The sequence below is a fragment of the uncultured Tateyamaria sp. genome, assembly GCF_947504105.1.
Lineage (GTDB): Bacteria > Pseudomonadota > Alphaproteobacteria > Rhodobacterales > Rhodobacteraceae > Tateyamaria.
In genome coordinates this window covers 1-12,279 of the sequence record NZ_CANNGP010000016.1, presented here as the reverse complement: position 1 = coordinate 12,279, position 12,279 = coordinate 1, and the positions used below count along the sequence as shown (strand labels likewise).

At 61.4% G+C, this 12,279-nt stretch carries 12 protein-coding genes and 1 tRNA gene; 10 read left to right on the top strand and 3 right to left on the bottom strand.

Going from position 1 to position 12,279, the window contains the following annotated elements; translation table 11 throughout:
• Nucleotides 1-53: 53 nt before the first annotated feature.
• The 3 genes from Q1A75_RS11510 (at nt 54) to Q1A75_RS11500 (ending at nt 2,459) form a co-directional block, all read left to right on the top strand.
• Complete coding sequence (locus Q1A75_RS11510) at nt 54-536, top strand: GNAT family N-acetyltransferase (protein ID WP_299554851.1); 483 nt, start codon at nt 54-56, stop codon at nt 534-536.
• Between the two features lie 43 nt (nt 537-579).
• Nucleotides 580-656: transfer RNA gene (locus Q1A75_RS11505), tRNA-His, on the top strand.
• Nucleotides 657-941: 285 nt separating this feature from the next.
• Nucleotides 942-2,459, top strand: a complete 1,518-nt coding sequence (locus Q1A75_RS11500; protein ID WP_299554854.1) for an ABC-F family ATP-binding cassette domain-containing protein — start codon at nt 942-944, stop codon at nt 2,457-2,459.
• A 51-nt stretch (nt 2,460-2,510) separates the two neighbouring features.
• Here the strand turns inward: Q1A75_RS11500 and Q1A75_RS11495 are convergent, their stop codons facing one another.
• Complete coding sequence (locus Q1A75_RS11495) at nt 2,511-2,840, bottom strand: DUF6476 family protein (RefSeq protein WP_299554857.1); 330 nt, start codon at nt 2,838-2,840, stop codon at nt 2,511-2,513.
• Here Q1A75_RS11495 and Q1A75_RS11490 point away from each other — a divergent pair.
• From Q1A75_RS11490 to Q1A75_RS11475, 4 genes are all read left to right on the top strand, one after another.
• The gene (locus tag Q1A75_RS11490; protein ID WP_299554860.1) at nt 2,812-3,837 is read left to right on the top strand and encodes an RluA family pseudouridine synthase; all 1,026 of its coding nucleotides are present in this window, start codon (nt 2,812-2,814) and stop codon (nt 3,835-3,837) included. The two genes, Q1A75_RS11495 and Q1A75_RS11490, sit on opposite strands and share 29 nt — an antisense overlap.
• A gap of 211 nt (nt 3,838-4,048) precedes the next feature.
• The gene (gene rpoH, locus Q1A75_RS11485; protein WP_299554863.1) at nt 4,049-4,945 is read left to right on the top strand and encodes an RNA polymerase sigma factor RpoH; all 897 of its coding nucleotides are present in this window, start codon (nt 4,049-4,051) and stop codon (nt 4,943-4,945) included.
• Between the two features lie 149 nt (nt 4,946-5,094).
• Nucleotides 5,095-5,406: a hypothetical protein gene (locus Q1A75_RS11480; protein ID WP_299554866.1), complete on the top strand. Its 312-nt coding sequence runs from the start codon at nt 5,095-5,097 to the stop codon at nt 5,404-5,406.
• On the top strand, nt 5,403-7,481 hold the full coding sequence (locus Q1A75_RS11475; RefSeq protein WP_299554869.1) for an SUMF1/EgtB/PvdO family nonheme iron enzyme: 2,079 nt from the start codon (nt 5,403-5,405) through the stop codon (nt 7,479-7,481). Before Q1A75_RS11480 ends, Q1A75_RS11475 begins: the two co-directional genes overlap by 4 nt.
• Here Q1A75_RS11475 and Q1A75_RS11470 read toward each other — a convergent pair whose 3' ends face one another.
• Entirely contained in the window at nt 7,482-7,685 is a 204-nt protein-coding gene (locus Q1A75_RS11470; protein WP_299554874.1) for a membrane dipeptidase, read from the bottom strand.
• Between the two features lie 154 nt (nt 7,686-7,839).
• Here Q1A75_RS11470 and Q1A75_RS11465 point away from each other — a divergent pair, with 154 nt between their 5' ends.
• The 3 genes from Q1A75_RS11465 (at nt 7,840) to Q1A75_RS11455 (ending at nt 10,097) form a co-directional block, all read left to right on the top strand.
• Nucleotides 7,840-8,841: a Gfo/Idh/MocA family oxidoreductase gene (locus tag Q1A75_RS11465; RefSeq protein WP_299554879.1), complete on the top strand. Its 1,002-nt coding sequence runs from the start codon at nt 7,840-7,842 to the stop codon at nt 8,839-8,841.
• Nucleotides 8,842-8,888: 47 nt separating this feature from the next.
• Nucleotides 8,889-9,158, top strand: coding sequence for a DksA/TraR family C4-type zinc finger protein (locus Q1A75_RS11460; RefSeq protein ID WP_299554882.1), 270 nt, complete (start codon nt 8,889-8,891; stop codon nt 9,156-9,158).
• 84 nt (nt 9,159-9,242) lie between these two features.
• The gene (locus Q1A75_RS11455; protein WP_299592340.1) at nt 9,243-10,097 is read left to right on the top strand and encodes an alpha/beta hydrolase; all 855 of its coding nucleotides are present in this window, start codon (nt 9,243-9,245) and stop codon (nt 10,095-10,097) included.
• Nucleotides 10,098-10,118: 21 nt separating this feature from the next.
• Here the strand turns inward: Q1A75_RS11455 and Q1A75_RS11450 are convergent, their stop codons facing one another.
• Nucleotides 10,119-11,939, bottom strand: a complete 1,821-nt coding sequence (locus tag Q1A75_RS11450; RefSeq protein ID WP_299554888.1) for a M3 family oligoendopeptidase — start codon at nt 11,937-11,939, stop codon at nt 10,119-10,121.
• Between the last annotated feature and the right edge of the window lie 340 nt (nt 11,940-12,279).

Sequence of the window (12,279 nt, the reverse complement as noted above, 5' to 3'; positions counted from 1 at the left end):
GTGCTAGCCCGATCAGTATTGAAAGGCAAGCCAGGGTCGGCCATGGTTGCCCGATGAATGACGTCACCCTGCGCCCGTTTCGCCCCGAGGATACCGATTGGCTGGTTGATCAGCATGGCGGGCTTTATGCGCGTGAAGCGGGGTTCGATGACAGCTTTGGTCCGCTGGTCCGGTCCATCCTTGAGGTGTTCAACGCAGATCATGATGTGACCTGCGAGCGCGGATGGATGGCTGAGGCGGGTGGGCAGCCTCTGGGGTCGATCTTTTGTGTACGTCATGACGAAACGACCGCAAAGCTGCGTCTGTTTCTGCTGGTTCCGGAGGCACGGGGCAGGGGCGCGGGCCGGATGCTGCTGGATCAATGCATGTCATTTGCGCGCGACGCGGGATATGCCGGGATGACCCTTTGGACCCATGAAAGTCACGCGGCCGCCTGCGCCCTTTATGCCCGCACGGGGTGGGATATGGTGGCGTCAAAACCTGTGCATTCCTTCGGTCAGGATTTGGTGGAACAGACGTGGGTTTATCGCTTCTGACGGTATTGCAATCGGTCGGCGGCATAGGTATTTGACCCCCAGTGCCGCCGTAGCTCAGTTGGTTAGAGCGCCTGATTGTGGATCAGGAGGTCCCCCGTTCGAGCCGGGGCGGTGGTACCACCCTTCCGAAAATAGCGCTGTTTGGTGAGACGTGGCTGCGTTTCTGATCGGTGCGCATTCTGCCTGGGCAAAGCATTTGCCAAACCCGGCAAGGCGTCATAGCTTTGCATTCAGGATCACAACCAACAACGGGAGGGCACAAGCTGAGCATGCGTATCATCCGCCGACTTCAGCATGGCCCCCGCTGCGCCCTGTAAATTCGTTTGCAGGGCTGGCCACAGGTAATCCTTTCACCGGTCTGCCCAAAGCCGCGTAGCGGCATCCTTTTTGTGACCCGAGATCCCTATGGCTATCCTGAACACCAACGCTTTGGCGGTAACGCTGGGCCATCCGCTTTTTTCTGACCTCAACCTGACAATCTCGAAGGGCAACCGCATCGGTCTGGTGGCCCGGAACGGCAGCGGGAAGTCAACTTTGCTGTCCTGTCTTGCGGGCGAGTTTGATCAAACCAGCGGAGATATCACCCGCACCCGTGGCCTGCGCATCGGACATGTGAAGCAGGACCTGCCGCCCGAGGCGCTGTCCTGCACCATGTATGAGTGGGTGCTGGCAGCCCTGCCACCCGAACAGGCCGATTACGAAAGCTGGCGCGTCGATGTCGTGTTGGGCGACCTTTCCGTACCGTACGAGTTTCAGCACAAGTGGCTCGCAGACCTGAGCGGTGGGTGGCAACGCATGGCGCTGCTGGCGGCGGCTTGGGTCAATGAGCCCGGTTTGCTGCTGCTGGACGAGCCGACCAATCACCTGGACCTGCATCGCATCGCCTTGCTGCAGAACTGGATGGCGGCTTTGCCAGGCGATCTGCCGGTGATCATGACCTCGCACGACCGGGCATTTCTGGACGCGGTGACCAATTGCACGTTGTTTCTGCGGCCCGAGCAATCCCGGTTCTTTGCACTCCCATATTCGGCCGCCCGCGCGGCGCTGGAGGAGACCGACGCTGCGGACGCGCGCCGGTTTGCCAATGATCTCAACAAGGCCCAGCAACTGCGCAAACAGGCGGCGAAGCTGAAAAATGTCGGTATCAACTCGGGCTCTGACCTTTTGTTGACCAAGACCAGGCAGTTGACCGAACGGGCGGACAGGATGGAAGCCGCTGCCAAACCTGCGCACACCGAGAGAAGTGCGGGGGACATCAAGCTGTCGAATAGTGGCACCCACGCCAGGGCATTGATCACGCTTGATGATGTGGACGTCAAAACACCTGATGGGCGGTTGCTGTACAAGACAGGAAAGAAATGGATTTCACCCGGTGATCGCGTTGTTTTGCTCGGGACGAATGGCACGGGCAAGACCCGTCTGGTCAGGATGATTGCCCGCGCCCTGGGAGGAGAGGACACGGGGATCAAATGCGCGCTGTCCGCCGTCGCTGCGTATTCGGATCAGCATCTCAGCCAGCTTTCTGACCGGGATACGCCCATGCGCGCCGTGACGCGTACATTCGATATTGGTGATCAACGGGCGCGCGGCGTGCTGGCGGGGGCGGGTGTCAGCTATCAAATGCAGGATACCCAGATTGGCGCCTTGTCCGGCGGGCAGAAGGCCCGGTTGGCCATGCTGGTGTTGCGTTTGCAAAACCCGAATTTCTACTTGCTGGATGAGCCGACAAACCATCTGGACATCGAGGGGCAGGAGGCCTTGGAGGACGAATTGATTGCACATGACACGTCCTGCCTGCTGGTCAGCCATGACCGCAGTTTCCTGCGACATGTGGGCAGCCGTTTCTGGTGCATCCACGGTCAGAAGCTGGAGGAGGTCGATGGCCCGGAGGCTTTCCTGTCTTCGGAAATGCAGCCGCGTTAGGTGCGCTGCGTCGTTTCTGACGCCTCAATGGCGCTTGCGCGGCCCCTTGTTTTAGTCTGCCGCCGTTTCGACGGCGATGGACTGCCGTAGCGTGCCCGTCACTTGGTCATAGATCAGGATGCGATCATCGGCGGTCACGACCGCGTACCAGTCGGACCCGACCGTAAAGGCCGTGGCCGTGGTGCCGTCAGGTAGCGTGACCTGATCGGGCAGGGGGAGCGGTGCGGGGTCGGCATTCAGCCGGATGACAAGCAGGGCGACCACCGTTACAACGCCCCCGATCATGATGATCGTCAACACCGTCACCAGCCGCCGCAGAAAGGTCAGGTTGGCCGGCATTTCTGGGGTGTCCATGTCGTCCACGTCCGTCTCCTTTGTCATTGCGGCTGATCCGCCCGCGCGTCTTGATAAGGCCATCGCCCGCGACGTGCCAGAGGGCGCGGCCCTGTCTCGCACCCGTCTGGCGCGCTTGTTGGCGGATGGGGCCGTAACCGTCGATGGTGTCATTGCGACCGATCCCAAGGCCCGCATTGTAGAGGGGGCCGTGGTCGAGGTGACCGTTGCGGCGGCCGAGGACAGCCATATCGGGGCGGAGGACATCCCCTTGGACGTGGTATTCGAGGATGACGATCTGATTGTCGTCAACAAGCCTGCGGGGATGGTGGTGCATCCGGCACCGGGTTCGCCCTCGGGCACCTTGGTCAATGCGCTTATGCACCATTGCGGCGATGAACTGTCTGGTGTCGGTGGCATGAAGCGCCCGGGCATCGTGCACCGGATCGACAAGGATACAAGCGGGTTGCTTGTGGTGGCCAAGAGCGATGCGGCGCATCACGGGCTGGCAGCACAGTTCGCGGCCCACAGTGTCGAGCGATACTATCGTGCGCTGGTCTACGGCGCGCCTGAGGCAAGTGATCCGCGCCTGCGCGGTGTGCGCGGCGCATCCTTTGAAAGCGGCAATGTGTTGAAATTGACTACCCAGTTGGCCCGTCACAAGACCGACCGCCAGCGGCAGGCCGTGCTGTTTCAGGGCGGGCGTCACGCGGTGACGCGGGCACGTCTGGTGGCCCGATACGGCACGCCGCCCGTTCTGGCGCAGGTCGAATGCTGGTTGGAAACCGGGCGCACGCACCAGATCCGCGTTCATATGGCGCATGCCGGGCATGGTCTGGTGGGCGATCCAACCTATGGCGGCAAGCGCAAACTGGCGCGTGGCGCACTGTCCGAAGCTGCGGCAGCGGCTGTGGCTGGCTTCGCACGTCAGGCGCTGCATGCGGCCGTTTTGGGGTTCGAGCACCCCGTCACCGGTCAGATGTTACGGTTCGAGGCGCCTTTACCGCAGGATTTTGCCGATCTGCTGGCTGTTTTGGACGGCTAAGCGCGGAACTGCGCATCCGGCCACGCCATCTTTACATCTCTTTGTAATGAACAGCACATGCGCGTGACTGCACGGGTCGGGCCCTGCCAAGCTCCCTGATCGCGTGCCATACTCAACCTGCGACGACACCCGCCTCTTGTATGCGGGCGGTCGCCGTCCCATATTGAATGTTAAGCCCCTAAACATGAAACGGGGATACTGGAGGGACATTATGGCTAATTATGCAAATCTTCCCGCACCGACGCCTGAGGGTGGTCTGAACCGGTACATGCAGGAAATCCGCAAATTTCCCCTGCTCGAGCCGGAAGAGGAATACATGCTGGCAAAAGCCTGGGTCGAAAAAGAAGACACTGGTGCCGCGCACAGGATGGTGACAAGCCACCTGCGGCTCGCAGCCAAGATCGCAATGGGCTATCGCGGCTATGGATTGCCACAGGCCGAAGTGATTTCAGAGGCCAATGTGGGCCTGATGCAGGCCGTCAAACGCTTTGACCCGGAAAAGGGTTTCCGCCTTGCCACCTATGCGATGTGGTGGATTCGCGCGTCTATCCAGGAATACATCCTGCGGTCGTGGTCGCTGGTGAAGTTGGGCACGACATCCGCCCAGAAAAAGCTGTTCTTCAACCTGCGCAAGGCCAAGGCCAAGATTGGTGCATTGGAAGAGGGCGACCTGAGGCCGGAAAACGTCAAGCGTATTGCGACGGATCTGGGCGTCACCGAGGCCGAGGTCATTTCCATGAACCGGCGCCTGTCGGGCGGTGATGCGTCGCTGAACGCGACCGTCGGGTCCGAAGGCGAAGGCACCATGCAGTGGCAGGATTGGCTGGAAGACGAAACGGCGGATCAGGCAGGCGATTACGAGGCCCGCGACGAGTTGGAAGTGCGCCGCGAGATGCTGACCGAAGCGCTGGACGTGCTGAATGAGCGCGAAAAGGACATCCTGACCCAGCGCCGCCTGGCAGATGCGCCTGTGACGCTTGAGGATCTGTCGGGTGAGTATGGCGTGAGCCGTGAACGTATTCGCCAGATCGAGGTGCGCGCTTTTGAAAAGCTGCAAAAGAAGATGCGCGAGATCGCCAAGGCCAAGGGGCTTATGACCCCGGCCTGATCCTTGGCAAACACATGATTGAGACACCCCGCCGGGTTCGGCGGGGTGTTTTCGTTTCGGCCCCATTTCTTGCCGTGCTTTGAGAACAGAGCAACTTGAGGTAGGCTTTGCCCATTGTTTGAGTTCATTCATCAAAAGGCGGGGGCGCCATGATTTTTTTTAAGCGATGGAGCGTTATTGTAGTTCTGGGCCTGATCGGGTTGGCTTTGTTATCATATGTGATCGGTTCGGATGCAGGAGATGCTCTTTTACTGTCCGAGCCCTCAAACGGCGTTGTGCCACAAGGGCCAGGCGACAGTGGAGATATCGCGGGGGCCATCACAGCTGTGGCAGGCGCTGTCACAACGCTGGGTGCGGCAGTCTTTGGCCTGTTGGGCAAGTGGACCGATTATCGCAAAGCGCAGCTTGAGGTTGCGGCCAAGGAGCTGGAGCAGAAGCGCCAGGCAGCCAAGGCCGAATGATCTGGCGGCTGGCGGTTGGTCTGGCCCTGTTGGCCGCACCGCTTTGGGCGGAAACGAATGGTCTGGACGAGGCCACGATACGCCCGGACGACCGGTCCGTTACCGAGCGGTTGCTGGTGCGCGCCGGGTTCGGGGAACTGCAGAAAAGCTATGCCCTGATTGTTGGTGTCAGCGATTTTGATGAATTCACCGACCTGCCGACCGCCAAGGACCCGTTGCGCATGCGGGACTACCTTGTCGACGAGGCGGGCTTTGACCACGTGCATATCCTGACCGGCGACAAGGTCACCAAGGACCGGTTGGAAGAGTTGATGCTGGATGATTTCCGCCAGCTTGTCGGGCCGAATGACCGGTTCCTGTTCTATTGGTCCGGACATGGAGAGACATTGGGCCAGGGGCCGGGTGCTCGCGGCTTTCTGCCCTTGAAAACCAGCCGCAGGGGCCGGTTTTCGACCATGGTGTCGATGGATGATATCGCCGATTGGGACAGCTACATCATCGCGCATCAGGTGCTGTACCTGATGGACAGCTGCTTTTCCGGTTTGGTGGGGTCGGCCCCGCAGTCCGATCTGGCGGATATCACCCGCGCCCAGTTGGGCGGGCCTGCGCGCCATGTGATCACGGCCGGGCGTGCAGATGAGCAGACCATCGCGGTAGACCAGTTGGGCGGTTCGGTCTTTACCCACGCGCTGCTGAACGGGTTGCGCGGGGCGGCGGATGCGACAAACGCGCTGGGCAAGGACAACCTCGTCTCGGTCGGTGAGTTGAAATCCTATCTGGGTCAGGAGGTCACGCGTCTGCGCACGCGCTTTGGCTGGCAGCGGTCGATCACGCCGCAGATCCGGGATTTGACCGGATCAGATGGGGCATTCTTCTTTCCCGTTCCTGCTGCGTTCGCCCCCGAGGGAGATGATCCCGAGCCTGATCCGCCCGTGTCAGACGGCGTTGCCGAGATGCAGCAGGCGCTGATTGATCTTGGCTATGACACTGGCGGTGTCACAGGCGTTTTGAACCTGCGGACGCAGGTGGCCTTGGTTCTGTTCCAGCGTGATCAGGGGCTGGAGGAAACCGGTCAGGCCGATGACGTCACGCGGCGCGCGATCATTGCCGCCCTTGCCGGGTTGGCGCAGCCGCAGGGTGATGGGGATGTGTCCGAGGAGGACAGCCTGCCCGAGACAGTGATGGCGATCGAGCGTACGGAGCGGGCTGCAATAGAGCCCGCGACACCGGCGCCCCTTCCGCCGCAGGATATACGTGTCCGACCCTGTGAGACGTGCCCTGAGTTAATCCGCGTGCCGGGCGGAACGATGGCATATGGCCCGCGTCCTGTGGACGATCCGATCCCACCGATCACAGAGGAGGTCGCGCCGTTCTTTATCTCGGCCACCGAGGTCACCATTGGCCAGTTGCGGGCCTATGCGGAGGACACCGGCGTTGCCTTTGTCGATGGCAAGACGTCCGAGGGGCCCAGTTGCTTTGACTGGCAGGAAGGCGACAAGCTGCGCAAGACTGCACAGGCCTTTAACCAGGGAAGTGACCTGAGCAGCGATCATCCCGTGTCTTGCGTCAGTCGCAGGGATGCGATGGGGTATGTTGATTGGTTGAACGAGCAGACCGATGGGCCGCGCTACCGCCTGCCGACCGAGGCTGAGTTCGAGCTGCTGCTGGAACGCCAGTTGAAACACCGGATCGCCGAAGAGGAGTTTAGCCGCGATCTGAACAACGACGCAGATGTGGTCTGTGTGCTTGGCAATTTTGGTGATGCCACGTCGCAATTCAGCTGGCGCAACCTGTCCTGCAATGATGGCAACCCGGGTGTCGCGCTGGCGGCATCCTATCCGGCGGATGAATATGGGGTGCATGATCTGGCGGGTAATCTGTGGGAATGGGTGGCGGATTGCTGGCGGGGCAACCTGTCCCTGCCGCGCAAACTGGATGGGTGCGAGAGCGGGACGCTCAAAGGTGGGTCGTTTGATGACCCGATCAAGAATGCTGCGCCCGAGACACGGCAGCCCGTGCCCGTGGACCGCCGCCAGACCAACATAGGGTTCCGCGTGGCGCGCGATCTGGAGTGATCAGTTCAAGCGTGCCCGCAGCACCCGCACCATGTTGCCGCCCATGACCTTGCCGATGGTTTCGGTGTCTAGGCCCGCCTCGAGCAACGCGTGAGTCAGGCTTGATAGCTTGGATGGGTCGCAGGCGGTTTTCACCGAGCCGTCGAAGTCGGACCTGAGCGAGACGTGATCGGCGCCAACGGTGTCCACCACCTTGACGATCATGGCTGCGGTCGGCGCGTTCTTCGATGCTGCGTTTCCACAGCAGGCTGTCGGCATGCCAGTCGCCGACTGCCAAGCTGATAGTACGGCAGCACTGCCTTGTGCGGGAAACGCGGCGCGGTATGGTAGCGCAAACGGCACAAGGAAGGGTATGGCGATGGCGGATCCGATCAGGTGGGGTATTCTGGGGGCCAGCGACTTTGCGCGTCGGGACATGGCCCCGGCCATTCATGCCGCCAAAGGGGCCGAGCTGACGGCCCTTGCCACCTCATCGCCGGCGAAGGCCGAGGGCTTTTCCGCCTTTTGTCCGGGGCTGCGTGTGCATGACAGCTATGATGCGTTGCTGGCTGATCCTGCGATTGATGCCGTCTATATCCCGTTGCCCAACCACCTGCATGTGGAATGGTCGTTGAAAGCGCTGGAGGCTGGCAAACCTGTGTTGTGCGAAAAGCCTATGGCGATGGCCGCCGCTGAGTATGAGGCGCTGATTGAGGCGCGCGAGGCGTCGGGCTGTTTTGCGACCGAGGCCTACATGATCGTGCATCACCCCCAATGGCAGCGTGCACGCGCCTTGTACGAAGACGGGGCCATCGGGCGTTTGATCCATGTTGAGGGGCTGTTTGGCTATGACAATTCGAGCGAACCCGGCAACGTGCGGAACCGGCCCGAGACGGGCGGCGGCGGTATTCCCGACATTGGCGTTTACACCTATGGCTGCACCCGCTGGCTGACGGGTCAGGAACCGGACGAAATCACCCATGCTGATGTGGATTTCGAGAATGGCGTGGACGTGCTGGCCCGCGTGTCGGCCCGGTTCCCCGGCTTTTCTGCTCATTGGGTCAACTCGATGCGCATGCATCCCGTTCAGGAGATGACCTTTGTTGGTTCAGAAGGGGTGATCAAGTTGACGGCGCCGTTCAACCCGGCGCGCTTTGCCACGGCGCGGCTTGAGCTGCAGCGCAACGTGCATGGCGGCGCGGGCGGTGCAACGGTGACCGAGGAACGGTTTCCCGGAGTGGATCACTATGTGCTGCAGGTCGAGGCGTTTACGGCGCATGTTCGGGATGGTGCGCCATACCCTTGGCACCTCGAAGATGCGCGCGGGACGCAGTCCATCATTGACGCGGTCCTTTCCAAAGCCAAAACTGTCGGTGTTTGATCGACCCATTTGGGGGATTCTTTCGGGTCGGATGAAGGAGCGGGATCATGGCAGGGGGATGGGCCAAGGATGGTGCGGTTTCCGAGCAGATCGAGGCTTCGATCTCGGACGAGCTTGCACGGATGCAGGCCCGCAAAACGCCTGTCGGCGACAGTCTGACCCATTGTGCCGAATGTGATGAACCGATCCCGGAAGCACGATGCATTGCCGTGCCCGGGGTCAAACTGTGCGTGGAGTGTGTTGCCGAGCGGGATGCCATGCGAGTTCAGCGCGGCGGGATAAACCGGCGCGGGTCGAAGGACAGCCAATTGAAGTAAGAACGTATTTAGTATCACGGGGAAAAGGGGATTTTTTGTGCCGCACGGCAGGCGGCAATCTGTAATTTCAAACGATTAGAGAGTATGGTTCGCGTGTATATTCAACTCGATACTGCCCAGATTTTTTTTGATACAGTCGGAGCAAAGCTGGAGCCGGGCCCGGACAGCATGCAGGAGCGTGCCACGCTGCTGGTACTCCATGGGGGACCTGGGTTCGACCACTCGACCTTGCGCCCCTATTTCGACCGTTTTGCCGATGATTTTCAGGTCATCTATGTCGATCATCGTGGCAGTGGGCGGTCGACCGGTGATCCCGAGACATGGGCGCTTGATCAATGGGCCGATGACATTGCTGCATTCTGTGACGTGCTTGGCATCCAGAGCCCGGTGGTCTTTGGCCAATCGTTTGGCGGCATGGTCGCCATGCATTACGGGGCGCGTCATCTGGATGGGCCGTCCAAACTGATCCTGTCGTCCACGGCTGCGCAGTTCCACCTGGACGAAACCATGAAGATGATGCGCCAGCTTGGGGGCGATGCAGCAGCCGAGATGGCGCGGGATTTCTTTTCCAAACCATCACAGGCGCGGTTCGATGCTTATGCCAAGATTTGCCAACCGCTTTACAGCCAAACGGATGATCCCAATGCCGCAGGCTTTCGAAACCGCGCCATCCAGCGCCCGGAGGTTGCGGTCCATTTCTTTGGTCACGAAATGAAGGACATGGACATGCGCAGCGAGGTGGCTAGCATCACATGCCCGACCCTTGTTCTTGGCGGGGCGCTTGATCCCGTCACGCCGCCGGTTTGTTCGCAGGAGATTGCGCAGGCGGTCGGTGACAACGCCACGCTTGAGATGTTCGAAGGGTGCGGACACGGGGTGCACCGCGATGACCCTGATGGTGCTGAGCGCGTGATGCGGGCGTTTCTGGCGGGCGGCTGAGGGCCGCCCACCGGGGCATTGTCAGTCTTCCATCGCTTCGAGTTCGTCGATGAAGCCCGAGATCATGCTGAGCCCTTTGTCCCAGAATTTCGGGTCCGAGGCGTCGAGGCCGAAGGGGGCAAGCAGTTCCTTGTGGTGTTTGGAGCCGCCTGCTTTCAGCATGTCGAAATACTTGTCTTCAAAGCCTGCCGCGCCCTCGGCGTAAACCGAGTAGAGCGCGTTCACCAGGCCGTCGCCGAAGGCGTAGGCGTAGACGTAGAAGGGCGAGTGCACGAAGTGGGGGATGTAGGCCCAGAAGGTTTCGTACCCGTCCATGAATTCGAAGGCTGGGCCAAGGGATTCTGCCTGCACGCTCATCCAGAGCGCATTAATGTCTTCGGGGGTCAGCTCGCCACCCCGGCGCGCTTCGTGCAGTTTGCATTCGAAGTCATAGAAGGCGATCTGGCGCACGACCGTGTTGATCATGTCCTCAACCTTGCCTGCCAGCATGACCTTGCGCTGGGCGTCGTCCTTGGCGCCATCGAGCATTTTGCGGAAGGTCAGCATTTCGCCAAAGACAGAGGCGGTTTCTGCCAGCGTCAGGGGCGTTGAGGACAGCATTTCGCCCTGACCGGCGGCCAGCACCTGGTGGACGCCATGGCCAAGCTCGTGCGCCAAGGTCATCACGTCGCGCGGTTTGCCCAGGTAGTTGAGCATCACGTAGGGGTGCACGTCTGTCACCGTGGGGTGGGCGAAGGCACCGGGGGCTTTGCCGGGTTTTACGCCTGCATCAATCCAGCCCTTCTTGAAGAACGGGTTTGCCAGCTCACCCATGCGCGTATCGAAGGCGTTATAGGCGTCCATCACCGTCTTTTCCGCTTCGTCCCAATTGACGATGCGGGGGTCTTCCATGGGCAGCGGCGCGTTGCGGTCCCAGACCTGCATCTTTTCCAGACCCAGCCATTTGCGTTTCAGTTCATAATAGCGGTGACTGAGTTTGGGATAGGCATCGACGACGGCGTTGCGCAGTGCTTCGACCACTTCCGGTTCGACCTGATTGCTGAGGTGCCGCCCGGTCTGGGCTGTGGGCATCCCCCGCCAGCGGTCGAGGATTTCCTTTTCCTTGGCCTGCGTGTTGTGGACGCGGGCGAAGGTTTTGATGTTGCCCGAGAAGACCTCGGCCAACTCGCGCGCCGCCGTCTCGCGTTTCTTGCGGTCGGGGTCGGTGAGGAAGTTCAACGTGCCCTCGATATTCAGCGCTTGGCCGTCGATGTCGAAGGTCAGGCCCGCGATGGTTTCGTCAAAGAGCCGCTCCCATGCGTCGCCCACAACGCCCAGGTCGTGGAGGAATTTTTCCAGCTCATCGCTGAGCTGGTAGGGCTTCATCGCGCGGATCTTGTCGAACACGGGTTTGTAGCGAGCGAGATCGGCGTTCTGGCCGAGCAGCCCGGTCAGGTGGTCGTCTTCGAGCCGGTTGAGTTCGAGCGTGAAGAACACAAGCGGGGTGGTGAAGTTGGTGATCTTCTCCTGCATGTCCGACATGAACTTCGCCCGACCCGCATCGGTGGTCAGTTGGTAATAGCGCAGGCCCGCATAGGACATGACGCGCCCGGCAACCTGGTTGATCCGCTCTTGGCGCTGGATGCAGTCCAACAGTTCCTTGGCGTCCAACTGGTCGAGCTTGCCTTCGTAGTCGGCGGCAAAGCTCTTGCATGCGTCTTCCAGCCAGTCGAGGTCGCGTTTGAGTTCGGCGGCATTTTCGCCGGTGTAGAGGTCATCGAGGTTCCATTCGGGCAGGTCGCCCAAGGGCTGATCCCCCGTGCTTGCGTTGGCATCACGGACGGGGAACGGGAGTTGGAACATGTGTCAGCACCTTTGGTTGCGTGTCGCGCCCATAGGTATGGGGCGTCGTCGGGAGGAGCAAGGGGGTCGCCGCGCCTATGCGCGGCGCCCGGGGGGGGGGGGGGGGGGGGGGGGGGGGGGGGGGGGGGGGGGGGGGGGGGGGGGGGGGGGGGGGGGGGGGGGGGGGGGGGGGGGGGGGGGGGGGGGGGGGGGGGGGGGGGGGGGGCGGGGGGGGGGGGGGGGGGGGGGGCGGGGGGGGGGGGGGGGGCCCCCCCCGAAGAGGAGTTTGGGGGTGGGGGGGGGCGGGGGGGCGACCGGGGGGGGGTGGGGGACAACACAACCCCCCCACCAGACCCGCAGG

Excerpts from the sequence above, each read along its gene's own strand:
- Q1A75_RS11510 (WP_299554851.1), top strand. The coding sequence starts at position 54 with ATGAATGACGTCACCCTGCGCCCGTTTCGCCCCGAGGATACCGATTGG.
- Q1A75_RS11500 (WP_299554854.1), top strand. The coding sequence starts at position 942 with ATGGCTATCCTGAACACCAACGCTTTGGCGGTAACGCTGGGCCATCCG.
- Q1A75_RS11490 (WP_299554860.1), top strand. The coding sequence starts at position 2,812 with ATGTCGTCCACGTCCGTCTCCTTTGTCATTGCGGCTGATCCGCCCGCG.
- Q1A75_RS11495 (WP_299554857.1), bottom strand. The coding sequence starts at position 2,840 with ATGACAAAGGAGACGGACGTGGACGACATGGACACCCCAGAAATGCCG.
- rpoH (WP_299554863.1), top strand. The coding sequence starts at position 4,049 with ATGGCTAATTATGCAAATCTTCCCGCACCGACGCCTGAGGGTGGTCTG.
- Q1A75_RS11480 (WP_299554866.1), top strand. The coding sequence starts at position 5,095 with ATGATTTTTTTTAAGCGATGGAGCGTTATTGTAGTTCTGGGCCTGATC.
- Q1A75_RS11475 (WP_299554869.1), top strand. The coding sequence starts at position 5,403 with ATGATCTGGCGGCTGGCGGTTGGTCTGGCCCTGTTGGCCGCACCGCTT.
- Q1A75_RS11470 (WP_299554874.1), bottom strand. The coding sequence starts at position 7,685 with ATGATCGTCAAGGTGGTGGACACCGTTGGCGCCGATCACGTCTCGCTC.
- Q1A75_RS11465 (WP_299554879.1), top strand. The coding sequence starts at position 7,840 with ATGGCGGATCCGATCAGGTGGGGTATTCTGGGGGCCAGCGACTTTGCG.
- Q1A75_RS11460 (WP_299554882.1), top strand. The coding sequence starts at position 8,889 with ATGGCAGGGGGATGGGCCAAGGATGGTGCGGTTTCCGAGCAGATCGAG.
- Q1A75_RS11455 (WP_299592340.1), top strand. The coding sequence starts at position 9,243 with ATGGTTCGCGTGTATATTCAACTCGATACTGCCCAGATTTTTTTTGAT.
- Q1A75_RS11450 (WP_299554888.1), bottom strand. The coding sequence starts at position 11,939 with ATGTTCCAACTCCCGTTCCCCGTCCGTGATGCCAACGCAAGCACGGGG.